This is a genomic window from Thauera carbonicopians (assembly GCF_025699485.1).
Classification (GTDB): Bacteria; Pseudomonadota; Gammaproteobacteria; order Burkholderiales; family Rhodocyclaceae; genus Thauera.
Genome location: NZ_JANUXN010000004.1, coordinates 203,189 through 217,045, shown reverse-complemented (window position 1 = coordinate 217,045; position 13,857 = coordinate 203,189). Strand labels below are relative to the sequence as shown.

Below are 13,857 nucleotides of genomic sequence, written 5' to 3'. Positions count from 1 at the left end.
GACTACGATTGGTCGGTCCACAAAAAGAGGCCGGATTCTAGTCCGAGACGGCAGAAAAAGTCAACCGGCCTCGATGTCCTGATTCGGTTCGACGGCGATCTCGGTCGCCCACGCATGTTCCGGTCCCAGATCGACCCCCTGCTCCTGCGCCTTGCGGCTGCGGTGGTAGGCCAGGCCGGTGCCGGCCGGAATCAGACGGCCGACGATGACGTTTTCCTTCAGGCCGCGCAGTTCGTCGCGCTTGCCCATGATCGCGGCTTCGGTCAGCACGCGGGTGGTTTCCTGGAAGGACGCCGCCGAGATGAAGGAGTCGGTCGACAGCGAAGCCTTGGTGATGCCGAGCAGCACGTTTTCGTACTGCGCCGGCAGCTTGCCTTCGGCTTCCATGCGGTCGTTCTCGTCCAGCACTTCGGAGCGCTCCACCTGCTCCTCGCGGATGAACTTGGTGTCGCCGGCATCGGTGATCACGACGCGGCGCAGCATCTGGCGGACGATCACCTCGATGTGCTTGTCGTTGATCTTCACACCCTGCAGGCGATAGACGTCCTGGACCTCGTCGATGATGTAGCGGGCCAGCTCGTTGATGCCCTGCAGGCGCAGGATGTCGTGCGGATCGGCCGGGCCGTCGACGATGAGTTCGCCCTTGTTCACCACCTGGCCGTCGTGCACCATCAGGTGCTTGTCCTTCGGGATCAGGAACTCGTGCGCAGTGCCGTCCGGCTCGGTGATCACCAGGCGCTGCTTGCCCTTGGTTTCCTTGCCGAACGAGACCGTGCCGGTGTACTCGGCGAGCATGCCGGCATCCTTCGGTGCGCGCGCTTCGAACAGCTCGGCAACACGCGGCAGACCGCCGGTGATGTCGCGGGTCTTGGCCGATTCCTGCGGAATGCGCGCCAGCACCTCGCCGACGCCGATCTGCTGGCCGTCCTTGACGGTGATCAGCGAACCGACCTGGAAGGTGATCGCCACCGCGTGGTCGGTACCGGCGATCTTCACTTCCTCGCCGTTCTCGTCCAGCAGCTTGACCTGCGGCCGCACGCCCTTGGCGCTGCCCGTCGCCGAGCGGCGCTTGGAGTCGATCACGACCAGGGTCGACAGACCGGTGATTTCGTCGATCTGCTTGGCGACGGTGACGCCTTCCTCGACGTTCTCGAACTTCACCGTGCCGCTGTACTCGGTGACGATCGGGCGGGTGTGCGGATCCCAGCTCGCCAGCTGGGTGCCGGCTTTGACCGCGGCGCCGTCCTCGACCAGCAGCAGTGCGCCGTAGGGCAGCTTGTGGCGCTCGCGCTCGCGGCCCATGTCGTCGGCAACCACGACTTCGGCCGAACGCGCGATGACGACCTTCTCGCCCTTGGCGTTGGAAACGTAGCGCATGTTGCCGGCGAAGCGGATGGTGCCGCCCGACTTGGCTTCGACGCCGCTGGCCGCCGCCGCCCGCGACGCCGCACCACCGACGTGGAAGGTACGCATCGTCAGCTGGGTGCCCGGCTCGCCGATCGACTGCGCGGCGATGACGCCGACCGCTTCGCCGGCATTGACCATCGAGCCGCGGCCGAGGTCGCGGCCATAGCACTTGGCGCACAGGCCGTAGCGGGTTTCGCAGGTCAGCGGCGTGCGCACCTTGACTTCGTCCACGCCCAGGCCTTCGATCGCGTCGACCGCGCTTTCATCGAGCAGGCTGCCCGCTTCGATCGCGGTTTCCTGCGTGTCGGGGTTGACCACGTCCTCGGCCGTGACACGGCCCAGGATGCGCTCGCGCAGCGGCTCGACGACCTCGCCGCCCTCGATCAGCGCCTTCATGGCGAAGCCTTCGCGGGTGCCGCAATCGTCCTCGATCACCACCAGATCCTGGGTGACGTCGACCAGGCGGCGGGTCAGGTAGCCGGAGTTCGCGGTCTTCAGTGCCGTATCGGCCAGACCCTTACGCGCACCGTGGGTCGAGATGAAGTACTGCAGAACGTTCAGGCCTTCGCGGAAGTTCGTCGTGATCGGCGTCTCGATGATCGAGCCGTCCGGTTTCGCCATCAGGCCGCGCATGCCGGCCAGCTGGCGGATCTGCGCCGCGGAACCGCGCGCGCCGGAGTCGGCCATCATGTAGATCGAGTTGAACGATTCCTGACGGACGGTCTTGCCTTCGCGGTTCACGACTTCCTCGGAACCGAGCTGTTCCATCATCGCCTTGGCGACCTGGTCGCCGCAGCGGCCCCAGATATCGACGACCTTGTTGTAGCGCTCACCGTCGGTCACCAGACCGGAGGTGTATTGCTGAGCGATTTCCTTGACCTCGGCTTCGGCGGCACGGATCAGGTCGTGCTTGGCGGTCGGCACCAGCATGTCCTTGACCGCGATCGACAGGCCGGCGCGGGTCGCCAGGCCATAGCCGAACTGCATCAGGCGGTCGGCGAAGATCACCGTCGCGCGCAGGCCGCAGCGGCGGAACGAGGCGTTGATCAGCTTGGAAATTTCCTTCTTCTTCAGCGGCTTGTCGATGACGCTGAAGGGCAGCCCGGCCGGCAGGATTTCCGACAGGATGGCGCGGCCGGCGGTGGTGTCGTAGCGCTTGATCTTCTCGATGCGCTCGCCGTTGGGGCCGAGGTCGGCTTCCTTCAGGCGCACGGTGATGCGCGCATGCAGCGCGATCTGGCCGGATTCGTAGGCGCGCTTGACCTCGCCGACGTCGGTGAACAGCATGCCTTCGCCCGGCACGTTCACCCCTTCGCGGGTGGCGTAGTACAGGCCCAGCACGATGTCCTGCGAAGGCACGATGATCGGCTCGCCGTTGGCGGGCGACAGCACGTTGTTGGAGGCCAGCATCAGGGTGCGGGCTTCCATCTGCGCTTCGAGCGACAGCGGCACGTGGACGGCCATCTGGTCGCCGTCGAAGTCGGCGTTGAAGGCGACGCAGACCAGCGGGTGGAGCTGGATCGCCTTGCCTTCGATCAGCACCGGCTCGAAAGCCTGGATGCCGAGGCGGTGCAGCGTCGGCGCGCGGTTCAGCAGCACCGGGTGCTCGCGGATCACCTCTTCGAGGATGTCCCACACCACCGGCTCCTGCGACTCCACCATCTTCTTGGCCTGCTTGATGGTCGTGGCCAGGCCCATCAGCTCGAGCTTGTTGAAGATGAAGGGCTTGAACAGTTCCAGCGCCATCAGCTTGGGCAGACCGCACTGGTGCAGCTTGAGCTGCGGACCCACGGTGATCACCGAACGGCCCGAGTAGTCGACGCGCTTGCCCAGCAGATTCTGGCGGAAGCGGCCGCCCTTGCCCTTGATCATGTCGGCCAGCGACTTCAGCGGACGCTTGTTGGCGCCGGTCATGGCCTTGCCGCGGCGGCCGTTGTCGAGCAGCGAGTCGACGGCTTCCTGCAGCATGCGCTTCTCGTTGCGCACGATGATGTCGGGCGCCTTGAGTTCGAGCAGGCGCTTCAGGCGGTTGTTGCGGTTGATGACGCGGCGGTAGAGGTCGTTCAGGTCCGAAGTGGCGAAGCGGCCACCGTCCAGCGGCACCAGCGGGCGCAGGTCGGGCGGCAGCACCGGCAGCACTTCCAGCACCATCCACTCCGGCTTGATGCCGGACTGCTGGAAGGCCTCCAGCACCTTCAGGCGCTTGGAGAACTTCTTGATCTTGGCTTCGGAATTGGTGGTCTCGAGGTCGCCGCGCAGCTTCTCGACTTCCAGGCTGACGTCGAGCGTGCGCAGCAGCTCGCGGATGCCTTCGGCGCCCATCACGGCGTCGAAGTCGTCACCGTATTCCTCGACCTTGGCGAGGTAGTCGTCCTCGGTCAGCAGCTGGCCGCGGTTGAGCGGGGTCATGCCCGGTTCGACGACGACGAAGGCTTCGAAGTACAGCACGCGCTCGATGTCGCGCAGGGTCATGTCGAGCACCATGCCGAGACGGCTCGGCAGGCTCTTCAGGAACCAGATGTGGGCGACCGGCGAGGCCAGCTCGATGTGGCCCATGCGCTCGCGGCGCACCTTGGACAGGGTCACTTCGACGCCGCACTTCTCGCAGATCACGCCGCGGTGCTTGAGGCGCTTGTACTTGCCGCAGAGGCACTCGTAGTCCTTCACCGGGCCGAAGATCTTGGCGCAGAACAGGCCATCGCGCTCCGGCTTGAAAGTGCGGTAGTTGATGGTTTCCGGCTTCTTCACTTCGCCGTAGGACCAGGTGCGGATCTTGTCGGGCGAGGCGAGCCCGATGGTGATCGCGTCGAACTCTTCCTCGTTCGGCAGGGTTTGCTTGAACAGGTCAGCGAGCAGGCTTTTCATCTATCACTCCATCCGGGCCGCCGCATCGTGTGCGGCGGCCCCGGGATTCAATCGCAGGCAGGTTGTTGGCTGGAAATCTCGGTTCTCAGTCGCGGTCGAGATCGATGTCGATCGCGAGCGAGCGGATTTCCTTCACCAGCACGTTGAAGGACTCCGGCATGCCGGAATCGATCTTGTGCTCGCCCTTGACGATGTTTTCGTACACCTTGGTCCGGCCGGTCACATCGTCGGACTTGACCGTCAGCATCTCCTGCAGCGTGTAGGCCGCGCCGTAGGCTTCCAGCGCCCACACTTCCATTTCACCGAAGCGCTGGCCGCCGAACTGCGCCTTGCCGCCCAGCGGCTGCTGGGTGACGAGCGAGTACGGGCCGGTCGAACGGGCGTGCATCTTGTCGTCGACCAGGTGGTGCAGCTTCAGCACGTGCTTGTAGCCCACCGTGACCTTGCGCTCGAAAGCTTCGCCGGTGCGGCCGTCGAACAGCGTGACCTGGCCGCCGACCGGCAGGCCGGCGAGTTCCAGCATCTGCTCGATCTCGGACTCCTTGGCACCGTCGAACACCGGCGTGGCGAAGGGCACGCCCTTCTTCAGGTTGCCGGCGAGATCCAGCACTTCTTCCTCGCTCAGGCCGGCGATGTCTTCCGACTTGCCGCTGCGGTTGTAGATCTGGTCCATGAAGCCGCGCAGTTCGTCGGCCGAGGCCTGCGCCTGCAGCATCTTGTCGATCTGCTGGCCCAGGCCCTTGGCCGCCCAGCCGAGGTGGGTCTCGAGGATCTGGCCGATGTTCATCCGCGACGGCACGCCCAGCGGGTTCAGCACGATGTCGAGCGGGGTGCCGTCTTCCATGTAGGGCATGTCCTCGACCGGCACGATCTTCGACACCACGCCCTTGTTGCCGTGGCGGCCGGCCATCTTGTCGCCCGGCTGCAGGCGGCGCTTGACCGCCAGGTAGACCTTGACCATCTTCTGCACACCCGGCGGCAGTTCGTCGCCCTGGGTGAGCTTCTTCTTCTTGATCTCGAAAGCCTGGTCGAAGTCCTTGCGGGTGTTCTCCAGGCCTTCGCGCACGGCTTCGAGCTGGGTCGCCAGGGTCTCGTCGGCCAGACGGATGTCGAACCAGTGGTAGAACTCGAGCGAGTCGAGGTATTCCTCGCTCAGCTCGGCGCCCTTGGCCAGCTTCTTCGGCCCGCCGTTGACCTTCTGGCCCAGGATCATGCGCTTGATACGGGCGAAGGCGTCGCGCTCGACGATGCGCATCTGGTCGGCCAGATCGGTCTTGAAGCTGCGCAGCTGGTCGTCGATGATCGACTGCGCGCGCTTGTCGCGCTCGATGCCTTCGCGGGTGAACACCTGCACGTCGATGACGGTGCCGACCATGCCCGAAGGCACGCGCAGCGAGGTGTCCTTCACGTCGGAAGCCTTCTCGCCGAAGATCGCGCGCAGCAGCTTCTCTTCCGGCGTCAGCTGGGTCTCGCCCTTGGGCGTGACCTTGCCGACCAGCACGTCGCCGGCCTCGACTTCGGCGCCGATGTAGACGATGCCCGATTCGTCCAGGCGCGACAGCTGCGCCTCGCCCAGCGAAGCGATGTCGCGGGTGATTTCCTCGGGTCCGAGCTTGGTGTCGCGGGCGACGACGGTCAGTTCCTCGACGTGGATCGAGGTGAAGCGGTCGTCGGCGACCACGCGTTCGGAGATCAGGATCGAGTCTTCGAAGTTGTAGCCGTTCCACGGCATGAAGCCGACCAGCATGTTCTGGCCCAGCGCGAGCTCGCCGAGGTCGGTCGAGGCGCCGTCGGCGACGACGTCGCCCTTGGCGATGCGGTCGCCCACCTTCACCACCGGACGCTGGTTGATGTTGGTGTTCTGGTTCGAACGGGTGTACTTGATCATGTTGTAGATGTCGACGCCGACTTCACCCGCCAGGGCTTCGTCGTCGTTGACACGCACCACGATACGGTTGGCATCGACGTAGTCGACCACCCCGCCGCGCATGGCCTGCACCGCAGTGCCCGAGTCGACCGCCACGCGGCGCTCGATGCCGGTACCGACCAGCGGCTTCTCCGGACGCAGGCAGGGCACGGCCTGGCGCTGCATGTTGGCACCCATCAGCGCGCGGTTGGCATCGTCGTGTTCCAGGAAGGGAATCAGCGACGCCGCGACCGACACGATCTGGCCCGGCGCGACGTCCATGTACTGCACCATGTCCGCGGTCGCCAGCAGGAACTCGCCCTTGTGGCGGCACGACACCAGGTCGCCGACGAGTTCGCCGGCTTCGTCGATCTCGGCGTTCGCCTGGGCGATCACGTACTGGCCTTCCTCGATCGCCGACAGGAAGTCGATCTGGTCGGTGACCTTGCCGTCCACCACCTTGCGGTACGGCGTCTCGAGGAAACCGTGGCGGTTGGTGCGGGCATACACGGCCAGCGAGTTGATCAGGCCGATGTTCGGACCTTCCGGCGTCTCGATCGGGCACACGCGGCCGTAGTGGGTCGGGTGCACGTCGCGCACTTCGAAGCCGGCGCGTTCGCGGGTCAGACCGCCCGGGCCGAGCGCCGAGACGCGGCGCTTGTGCGTGATCTCGGACAGCGGGTTGGTCTGGTCCATGAACTGCGACAGCTGGCTGGAGCCGAAGAACTCCTTGATCGCGGCCGAGATCGGCTTCGCATTGATCAGATCGTGCGGCATCAGGTTGTCGGATTCGGCCTGCGACAGGCGCTCCTTGACCGCGCGCTCGACGCGCACCAGGCCGGCACGGAACTGGTTCTCGGCCAGTTCGCCGACCGAACGCACGCGGCGGTTGCCGAGGTGGTCGATGTCGTCGATCTCGCCGCGGCCGTTGCGCAGCTCGACCAGCACGCCGATCACGGCGAGGATGTCGTCATTGACCAGCACGCCCGGGCCGTCCTCGCCCTGCGCGCCGACGCGTTCGTAGAAACGCTTGAGCCAGCCCGGCGCCTTGTCGTCGATCTTCTCGGGATAGGCGCGGCGGTTGAACTTCATGCGGCCGACCGAGGACAGGTCGTAACGCTCTTCGGCGTAGAAAAGGCCGTTGAACAGGCCTTCCACCGCATCCTCGGTGGGCGGTTCGCCCGGACGCATCATGCGGTAGATCGCGACCTTGGCGCCCCACTGGTCGGTGGTCTCGTCGATGCGCAGGGTCTGCGAGATGTAGCCGCCGCGGTCGAGGTCGTTGATGTACAGCGTGCGCAGGTCGGTGACGCCGGCCAGGCGCAGCTTGTCCAGCAGGTCCTCGGTCAGTTCGTCGTTGGCGCGCGCCAACACTTCACCGGTCTCTGGATCGGCGATGTCGTTGGCGATCACGCGGCCGAGGACGAATTCGTCCGGCACGCCGATGGTCTTGACGCCGGCCTGGTCGATCTCGCGGATGTGCTTGGAGGTGATGCGCTTGTCACGGGCGACGATGATCCTGCCGTCCGGCGTGACGATGTCGAAACGCGCCACTTCACCGCGCAAGCGGTCAGGCACCAACTCGAACTGGGCGCCTTCGCCCTGCAGGTGGAAGTTGTCGAAGTCGTGGAAGGTCGACAGGATATCTTCCGGACTCATGCCGATCGCGCGCAGCAGGATCGTCACCGGCATCTTGCGGCGACGGTCGACGCGGAAGTAGAGGTAGTCCTTCGGATCGAACTCGAAGTCGAGCCAGGAGCCGCGGTAGGGAATGATGCGGGCCGAGAACAGCAGCTTGCCCGAGGAGTGGGTCTTGCCGCGGTCGTGCTCGAAGAACACGCCGGGCGAACGGTGCAGCTGCGAGACGATGACGCGCTCGGTACCGTTGATGACGAAGGAACCGGTGGTGGTCATGAGCGGAATCTCGCCCATGTACACTTCCTGTTCCTTCACTTCCTTGATCGTTTCCTTCGGGGCTTCGCGGTCCATGATGACCAGGCGCACGCGCGCGCGCAGCGGCGAAGCGAAGGTGAGGCCGCGCTGCTGGCACTCCTTCACGTCAAAGGCAGGCTCGCCCAGCATGTACTGGACGAACTCGAGCCGAGCGTTACCGCTGTGGCTCGAGATCGGGAAGATCGAGGTGAAGGCCGCCTGCAGGCCCTGGTTGCGCCTTGCCTCCGGCAGGGTTTCGGCCTGCAGGAATTCGGCAAAGGACTCGATCTGGGTGGCGAGCAGGAAAGGCGCATCGAGCACGGCCGCGCGCTTGGCGAAGCTCTTGCGGATACGTTTCTTTTCGGTGTAGGAATACGCCATGGATGCTCCGGCTAGAGGGCTGACATCTAAAAACAGAACACAGCGTCCGCTTCAATCCTGGCCGCCATGCGGCCCGCAAACGCTCTGCTCTGGCTTCGTCCCTGGCCTGCCGGCGACGCCCGCAAGCTTCGGCACAAAGCACGAAAGGGCTGGCATTCCGAAGAATGCCAGCCCCGCTGGAAAGCCGGGTCTTACTTGATCTCGACCTTGGCGCCAGCGTCTTCCAGTTGCTTCTTCAGCGCTTCGGCGTCGGCCTTCGAAGCGCCTTCCTTCACGGTCTTCGGCGCGCCGTCGACGACGTCCTTCGCTTCCTTCAGGCCCAGGCCGGTGGCGGCGCGGACGACCTTGATGACTTCGACCTTCTTGTCGCCGGCGGCGGTCAGCACGACGTCGAACTCGGTCTTCTCTTCAGCGGCCGGAGCGGCAGCGCCGGCACCCGGGGCGGCCACGGCCATGGCGGCGGCGGAAACGCCGAACTTCTCTTCGAACGCCTTGACCAGGTCGTTCAGTTCCATGACGGTCATCGCGCCAACGGCTTCGAGGATGTCTTCTTTGGTGATTGCCATTTCAAAAACTCCAGAATCGATTATGTTCAGTTTGCTTGTGCGAACGAGGCGAAGGAAAGGCTGCGCTCAGGCAGCGGTTTCTTCTTCGCGCTTCTTGGCGAGTGCGGCCATGGCGCAGGCGAAGCCCGACACCGGCGCCTGCATGACGCCCAGCAGGGTCGACAGCAGTTCCTCGCGGCTCGGGATCGAGGCGAGCGCCTTCACACCGGCCTGGTCGAGCGTCTTGCCCGCGTAGGAACCGGCCTTCAGCACCAGCTTGTCGTTGCCCTTGGCAAAATCGTTCAGCACCTTGGCAGCAGCGACCGGATCGGTCGAGATGCCATAGATCAGCGGGCCGGTCAGTTGATCGGTCAGCCCCTCGAACGGGGTACCGGCGATCGCGCGACGGACCAGGGTGTTCTTCAGCACACGCAGGTACACGCCAGCTTCGCGAGCCTTTGCACGCAGCACGGTGAGATCACCCACCTCGACGCCGCGATACTCGGCCACCGCGATCGTCTGGGCGTTGGCCACCTGTGCCGACACCTCAGCCACTACGGCTTTCTTGTCATCCAGATTGAGACCCACAGGTCTTTCCTCCTTTTCAAGTCAACACACGAACCGGAAAGACACGGTTCGCACCCACGGCGACCTGGATCAGGAGCGCGGCTGCATCGCAGCCAGAATCCTGTTCTGGGCACACCATCTGCGCAGGCCGTCCGGAGACGATTAAACGCTCGGCCGAAATCGGATCCCGGCCTCCCGCACCTGCGGTCTTTGACGATCCGTGCCGGAGACCGGCACGGCCCAAAGTTCTGTTCGTGCCGCCCGGAGGCGGCACAGGTTCATCAAGCAGCGTTGACGCTGCCCGGATCGACGCGGACACCGGCACCCATGGTGCTGGAAACCGCGATGCGGCGCAGGTAGACACCCTTGGCCGCGGCCGGCTTGGCCTTGACCAGCGCGTCGACGAAGGCCGACAGGTTCTGCTGCAGCGCTTCGACGCCGAAGGAGGCGCGGCCGATGGTGGCGTGCACCAGGCCAGCCTTGTCGGTGCGGTACTGGACCTGACCGGCCTTGGCGTTCTTGACCGCGGTGGCGACGTCCATGGTCACGGTGCCGACCTTCGGGTTCGGCATCAGGCCGCGCGGGCCGAGGATCTGGCCCAGCTGGCCGACCACGCGCATGGCGTCCGGCGTGGCGATGCAGACGTCGAAGTCGAGCTTGCCGGCCTTGACCTGCTCGGCCAGATCGTCGAAACCGACGACTTCGGCACCCGCGGCGCGCGCGGCTTCGGCCTTGTCGCCCTGGGCGAACACGGCGACGCGGACGCTCTTGCCGGTACCGGCGGGCAGCACCACCGAACCACGGACGACCTGGTCGGACTTGCGTGCATCGACGCCGAGGTTCACGGCGATGTCGATCGACTCGTCGAACTTGGCGGTCGCGCATTCCTTGACCAGTGCCAGGGCATCAGCCACCGGGTAGCTCTGATTGCGATCGACCTTGGCGCGCAGCGCCTGAACTCGCTTGGAAAGTTTCGCCATGATTACAGGCCCTCCACGGTGATGCCCATGCTGCGGGCGGAGCCGGCGATCGTGCGCACGGCGCCTTCCAGATCGGCAGCGGTGAGGTCGGGCAGCTTGGTCTTGGCGATTTCCTCGACCTGGGCGCGGGTGATCGAACCGACCTTGTCGGTATGCGGCTTCGCCGAGCCCTTCTGCAGGCCGGCAGCCTTCTTGATCAGCACCGACGCCGGCGGCGTCTTCATGATGAAGGTGAAGGACTTGTCGGCGAACGCGGTGATCACCACCGGAATCGGCAGGCCCGGCTCGAGACCCTGGGTCTTGGCGTTGAAGGCCTTGCAGAATTCCATGATGTTCAGGCCGCGCTGACCCAGCGCCGGACCGATCGGGGGGCTGGGGTTGGCCTTGCCGGCCGGCACCTGCAGCTTGATGTAGCCAATGATTTTCTTTGCCATTGCGGCTTGCTCCTGTATTGAGTGCTAGCGCACCGGTCAGACCCGGCGCTCCTCGCCTTGCTTGCCGTCTACCAAGCCTCCTGGGCAATCTGCCCGAGACGGCCGTGAACGGGCTACGGCAGGCCAGACGGCCTGCCGCTCGACACTCAGGTCTTCTCGACCTGAGTGAAATCCAGTTCGACTGGCGTCGCGCGACCGAAGATGGTCACGGAAACGCGCAGCTTGCTCTTCTCGTAGTTGGCGTCTTCCACCGAACCATGGAAGTCGGTGAACGGGCCTTCCTTGACGCGGACGACTTCGCCGATCTCGAACAGCACCTTGGGACGCGGCTTGTCGACGCCGTCCTGCATCTGCTGCATGATCTTCTCGACTTCCTTGTCGGAAATCGGCGCCGGCTTGTTGGCCGTGCCGCCGACGAAGCCGGTGACCTTCGGCGTAGACTTCACCAGGTGCCAGCTCTCGTCGTTCATTTCCATCTCGACGAGCACGTAGCCCGGGAAGAACTTGCGTTCGGTGATGCTCTTCTGGCCGCCCTTCATCTCGACGACCTCTTCGACCGGAACCAGGATCTGGCCGAAGAAATCCTGCATGCCCGCGCGGTTGACGCGCTCGATCAGCGCCCGCTGCACCGACTTCTCGAAGCCGGAATAGGCATGAACCACGTACCAACGCTTCGTCATATCACTTCCAACCCAGAACGAGATCGTACAGAACCCATTCCAGGCTCTTGTCGGTCAGCCACAGGAAGATCGCCATCACGACCACGAAGGCGAACACGAGACCCGTGGTCTGAACCGTTTCCTTGCGGCTCGGCCAGACGACCTTCTTCGTCTCGACGACCGCCTCGCGCGCAAACTCGACGAAGCGGCGGCCCGGCGCGGAGAACCACGCCACGGCGATGCCCGCGGCCACGCCCAGCAGGACGGACAGCACACGAAGCACGAGCGGCTGCTCGGAAAGCAGATAGAAGCCGACAACACCGGCAGCCAGCAAAGCCAGAGCCAGCGCAAACTTCAACTTATCGGCCATTGCGGAAAACCACCCGAAAAAATTGTGGCAGGGGCAGAGGGAATCGAACCCCCAACCTTCGGTTTTGGAGACCGACGCTCTGCCAGTTGAGCTATACCCCTGCAGCAGAGACTACGAGGCGCATCCATCAGGATGCGCCTTTGCATCGGTCAGCGAGCGTATTACTCGATGACCTTGGCGACGACGCCGGCGCCGACGGTGCGGCCGCCTTCACGGATCGCGAAGCGCAGACCTTCTTCCATCGCGATCGGCGCGATCAGCTTCACCGTGATCGACACGTTGTCGCCCGGCATCACCATCTCGGTGCCTTCCGGCAGCTCGATCGAGCCGGTCACGTCCGTCGTACGGAAATAGAACTGCGGACGGTAGTTGTTGAAGAACGGCGTGTGACGACCACCCTCTTCCTTCGACAGCACGTAGATCTCACCCGTGAAGTGCGTGTGCGGCGTGATCGAACCCGGCTTGCACAGCACCTGGCCACGCTCGACGTCTTCACGCTTGGTGCCGCGCAGCAGCACGCCCACGTTGTCGCCCGCTTGACCTTGATCCAGCAGCTTGCGGAACATTTCCACGCCGGTGCAGGTGGTCTTGACCGTCGGCTTGATGCCGACGATTTCGATTTCCTCGCCGACCTTGACGACACCGCGCTCGACACGGCCGGTCACCACGGTACCGCGGCCCGAGATCGAGAACACGTCTTCGATCGGCAGCAGGAACGGACGGTCGATCGCGCGCTCCGGCGTCGGGATGTAGCTGTCCAGCGCGTCGGCCAGGCGGAAGATCGCCGGTTCGCCGATGTCCGACTGGTCGCCTTCGAGCGCCTTCAGCGCCGAACCCTTGATGATCGGGATGTCGTCGCCCGGGAAGTCGTACTTCGACAGCAGCTCGCGCACTTCCATCTCGACCAGCTCGAGCAGCTCTTCGTCGTCGACCATGTCGCACTTGTTCAGGAACACGACGATGTAGGGCACGCCCACCTGGCGGGCCAGCAGGATGTGCTCGCGGGTCTGCGGCATCGGGCCGTCGGCGGCCGAGCACACCAGGATCGCGCCGTCCATCTGCGCGGCACCCGTGATCATGTTCTTGACGTAGTCGGCGTGGCCCGGGCAGTCGACGTGAGCGTAGTGGCGCGTCGCGGTTTCGTACTCGACGTGCGCGGTGTTGATCGTGATCCCGCGTGCCTTCTCTTCCGGCGCGCTGTCGATCGACGCATAGTCCTTCGCTTCACCGCCGAACTTCTTCGTCAGCACCGTCGTGATCGCGGCCGTCAGCGTCGTCTTGCCGTGGTCAACGTGACCAATCGTGCCAACGTTGACGTGCGGCTTGGTACGTTCGAACTTACCCTTTGCCATATCGCCATCCTTAAGAATCAGAACCAGAAAAACCAGAACGGCGCCCATTCAGACCGGATTCCGGTCATCTTGGCCGCCGCGCCAGGCCAGGCAGAAAATGAGTGGTGCCCTTGACGTGGATTGAACACGTGGCCTCTCCCTTACCAAGGGAGTGCTCTACCACTGAGCTACAAGGGCGCCGAAAACAGCACATCTGGAGCGGGTGAAGGGAATCGAACCCTCGTCATAAGCTTGGAAGGCTTCTGCTCTACCATTGAGCTACACCCGCACAGCCACTGCATGAACTCGCAGCCGATTCTTCAACCCATTCACTGCTACGCCGACCGGACCGCGAACCGAACGCGCCGTCCGGCGTCTGTATCACTGGTGGAGGGAGAAGGATTCGAACCTTCGAAGGCTGAGCCGTCAGATTTACAGTCTGATCCCGTTGACCGCTTGGGTATCCCTCCACGCGAGAGC

At 64.4% G+C, this 13,857-nt stretch carries 9 protein-coding genes and 4 tRNA genes; all 13 read right to left on the bottom strand.

Features of this window, described 5'->3' with window-relative positions; all coding sequences use genetic code 11:
• Positions 1 to 60: 60 nt before the first annotated feature.
• Positions 61 to 4,272 carry a DNA-directed RNA polymerase subunit beta' gene (gene rpoC / locus NX068_RS08320; RefSeq protein ID WP_263460815.1) on the bottom strand — a complete coding sequence of 1,404 codons (4,212 nt, stop codon included), beginning with the start codon at positions 4,270 to 4,272 and terminating at the stop codon, positions 61 to 63.
• An 85-nt stretch (positions 4,273 to 4,357) separates the two neighbouring features.
• Positions 4,358 to 8,491, bottom strand: a complete 4,134-nt coding sequence (rpoB, locus tag NX068_RS08315) for a DNA-directed RNA polymerase subunit beta (protein ID WP_263460814.1) — start codon at positions 8,489 to 8,491, stop codon at positions 4,358 to 4,360.
• A 191-nt stretch (positions 8,492 to 8,682) separates the two neighbouring features.
• Positions 8,683 to 9,057 (bottom strand): 50S ribosomal protein L7/L12, encoded by a 375-nt coding sequence (gene rplL, locus NX068_RS08310; RefSeq protein ID WP_068639516.1) that lies wholly within the window; start codon positions 9,055 to 9,057, stop codon positions 8,683 to 8,685.
• A 66-nt stretch (positions 9,058 to 9,123) separates the two neighbouring features.
• Complete coding sequence (rplJ, locus tag NX068_RS08305; RefSeq protein ID WP_263460813.1) at positions 9,124 to 9,624, bottom strand: 50S ribosomal protein L10; 501 nt, start codon at positions 9,622 to 9,624, stop codon at positions 9,124 to 9,126.
• A gap of 260 nt (positions 9,625 to 9,884) precedes the next feature.
• Positions 9,885 to 10,583, bottom strand: coding sequence for a 50S ribosomal protein L1 (gene rplA, locus NX068_RS08300; RefSeq protein ID WP_263460812.1), 699 nt, complete (start codon positions 10,581 to 10,583; stop codon positions 9,885 to 9,887).
• Positions 10,584 to 10,585: 2 nt separating this feature from the next.
• Complete coding sequence (rplK, locus tag NX068_RS08295; RefSeq protein ID WP_263460811.1) at positions 10,586 to 11,017, bottom strand: 50S ribosomal protein L11; 432 nt, start codon at positions 11,015 to 11,017, stop codon at positions 10,586 to 10,588.
• 146 nt (positions 11,018 to 11,163) lie between these two features.
• Positions 11,164 to 11,697 (bottom strand): transcription termination/antitermination protein NusG, encoded by a 534-nt coding sequence (gene nusG / locus NX068_RS08290; RefSeq protein ID WP_068639512.1) that lies wholly within the window; start codon positions 11,695 to 11,697, stop codon positions 11,164 to 11,166.
• A gap of 1 nt (position 11,698) precedes the next feature.
• The gene (gene secE / locus NX068_RS08285) at positions 11,699 to 12,046 is read right to left on the bottom strand and encodes a preprotein translocase subunit SecE (RefSeq protein ID WP_263460810.1); all 348 of its coding nucleotides are present in this window, start codon (positions 12,044 to 12,046) and stop codon (positions 11,699 to 11,701) included.
• A 25-nt stretch (positions 12,047 to 12,071) separates the two neighbouring features.
• Positions 12,072 to 12,147 (bottom strand) — tRNA-Trp (locus tag NX068_RS08280).
• A gap of 60 nt (positions 12,148 to 12,207) precedes the next feature.
• Positions 12,208 to 13,398 (bottom strand): elongation factor Tu, encoded by a 1,191-nt coding sequence (tuf, locus tag NX068_RS08275; protein ID WP_263460809.1) that lies wholly within the window; start codon positions 13,396 to 13,398, stop codon positions 12,208 to 12,210.
• A 102-nt stretch (positions 13,399 to 13,500) separates the two neighbouring features.
• Positions 13,501 to 13,575, bottom strand: a tRNA-Thr gene (locus NX068_RS08270).
• 17 nt (positions 13,576 to 13,592) lie between these two features.
• Positions 13,593 to 13,666: transfer RNA gene (locus NX068_RS08265), tRNA-Gly, on the bottom strand.
• Between the two features lie 96 nt (positions 13,667 to 13,762).
• Positions 13,763 to 13,847, bottom strand: a tRNA-Tyr gene (locus tag NX068_RS08260).
• Between the last annotated feature and the right edge of the window lie 10 nt (positions 13,848 to 13,857).

Excerpts from the sequence above, each read along its gene's own strand:
- secE (WP_263460810.1), bottom strand. The coding sequence starts at position 12,046 with ATGGCCGATAAGTTGAAGTTTGCGCTGGCTCTGGCTTTGCTGGCTGCC.
- nusG (WP_068639512.1), bottom strand. The coding sequence starts at position 11,697 with ATGACGAAGCGTTGGTACGTGGTTCATGCCTATTCCGGCTTCGAGAAG.
- rpoB (WP_263460814.1), bottom strand. The coding sequence starts at position 8,491 with ATGGCGTATTCCTACACCGAAAAGAAACGTATCCGCAAGAGCTTCGCC.
- rplA (WP_263460812.1), bottom strand. The coding sequence starts at position 10,583 with ATGGCGAAACTTTCCAAGCGAGTTCAGGCGCTGCGCGCCAAGGTCGAT.
- rplK (WP_263460811.1), bottom strand. The coding sequence starts at position 11,017 with ATGGCAAAGAAAATCATTGGCTACATCAAGCTGCAGGTGCCGGCCGGC.
- rplL (WP_068639516.1), bottom strand. The coding sequence starts at position 9,057 with ATGGCAATCACCAAAGAAGACATCCTCGAAGCCGTTGGCGCGATGACC.
- tuf (WP_263460809.1), bottom strand. The coding sequence starts at position 13,398 with ATGGCAAAGGGTAAGTTCGAACGTACCAAGCCGCACGTCAACGTTGGC.
- rpoC (WP_263460815.1), bottom strand. The coding sequence starts at position 4,272 with ATGAAAAGCCTGCTCGCTGACCTGTTCAAGCAAACCCTGCCGAACGAG.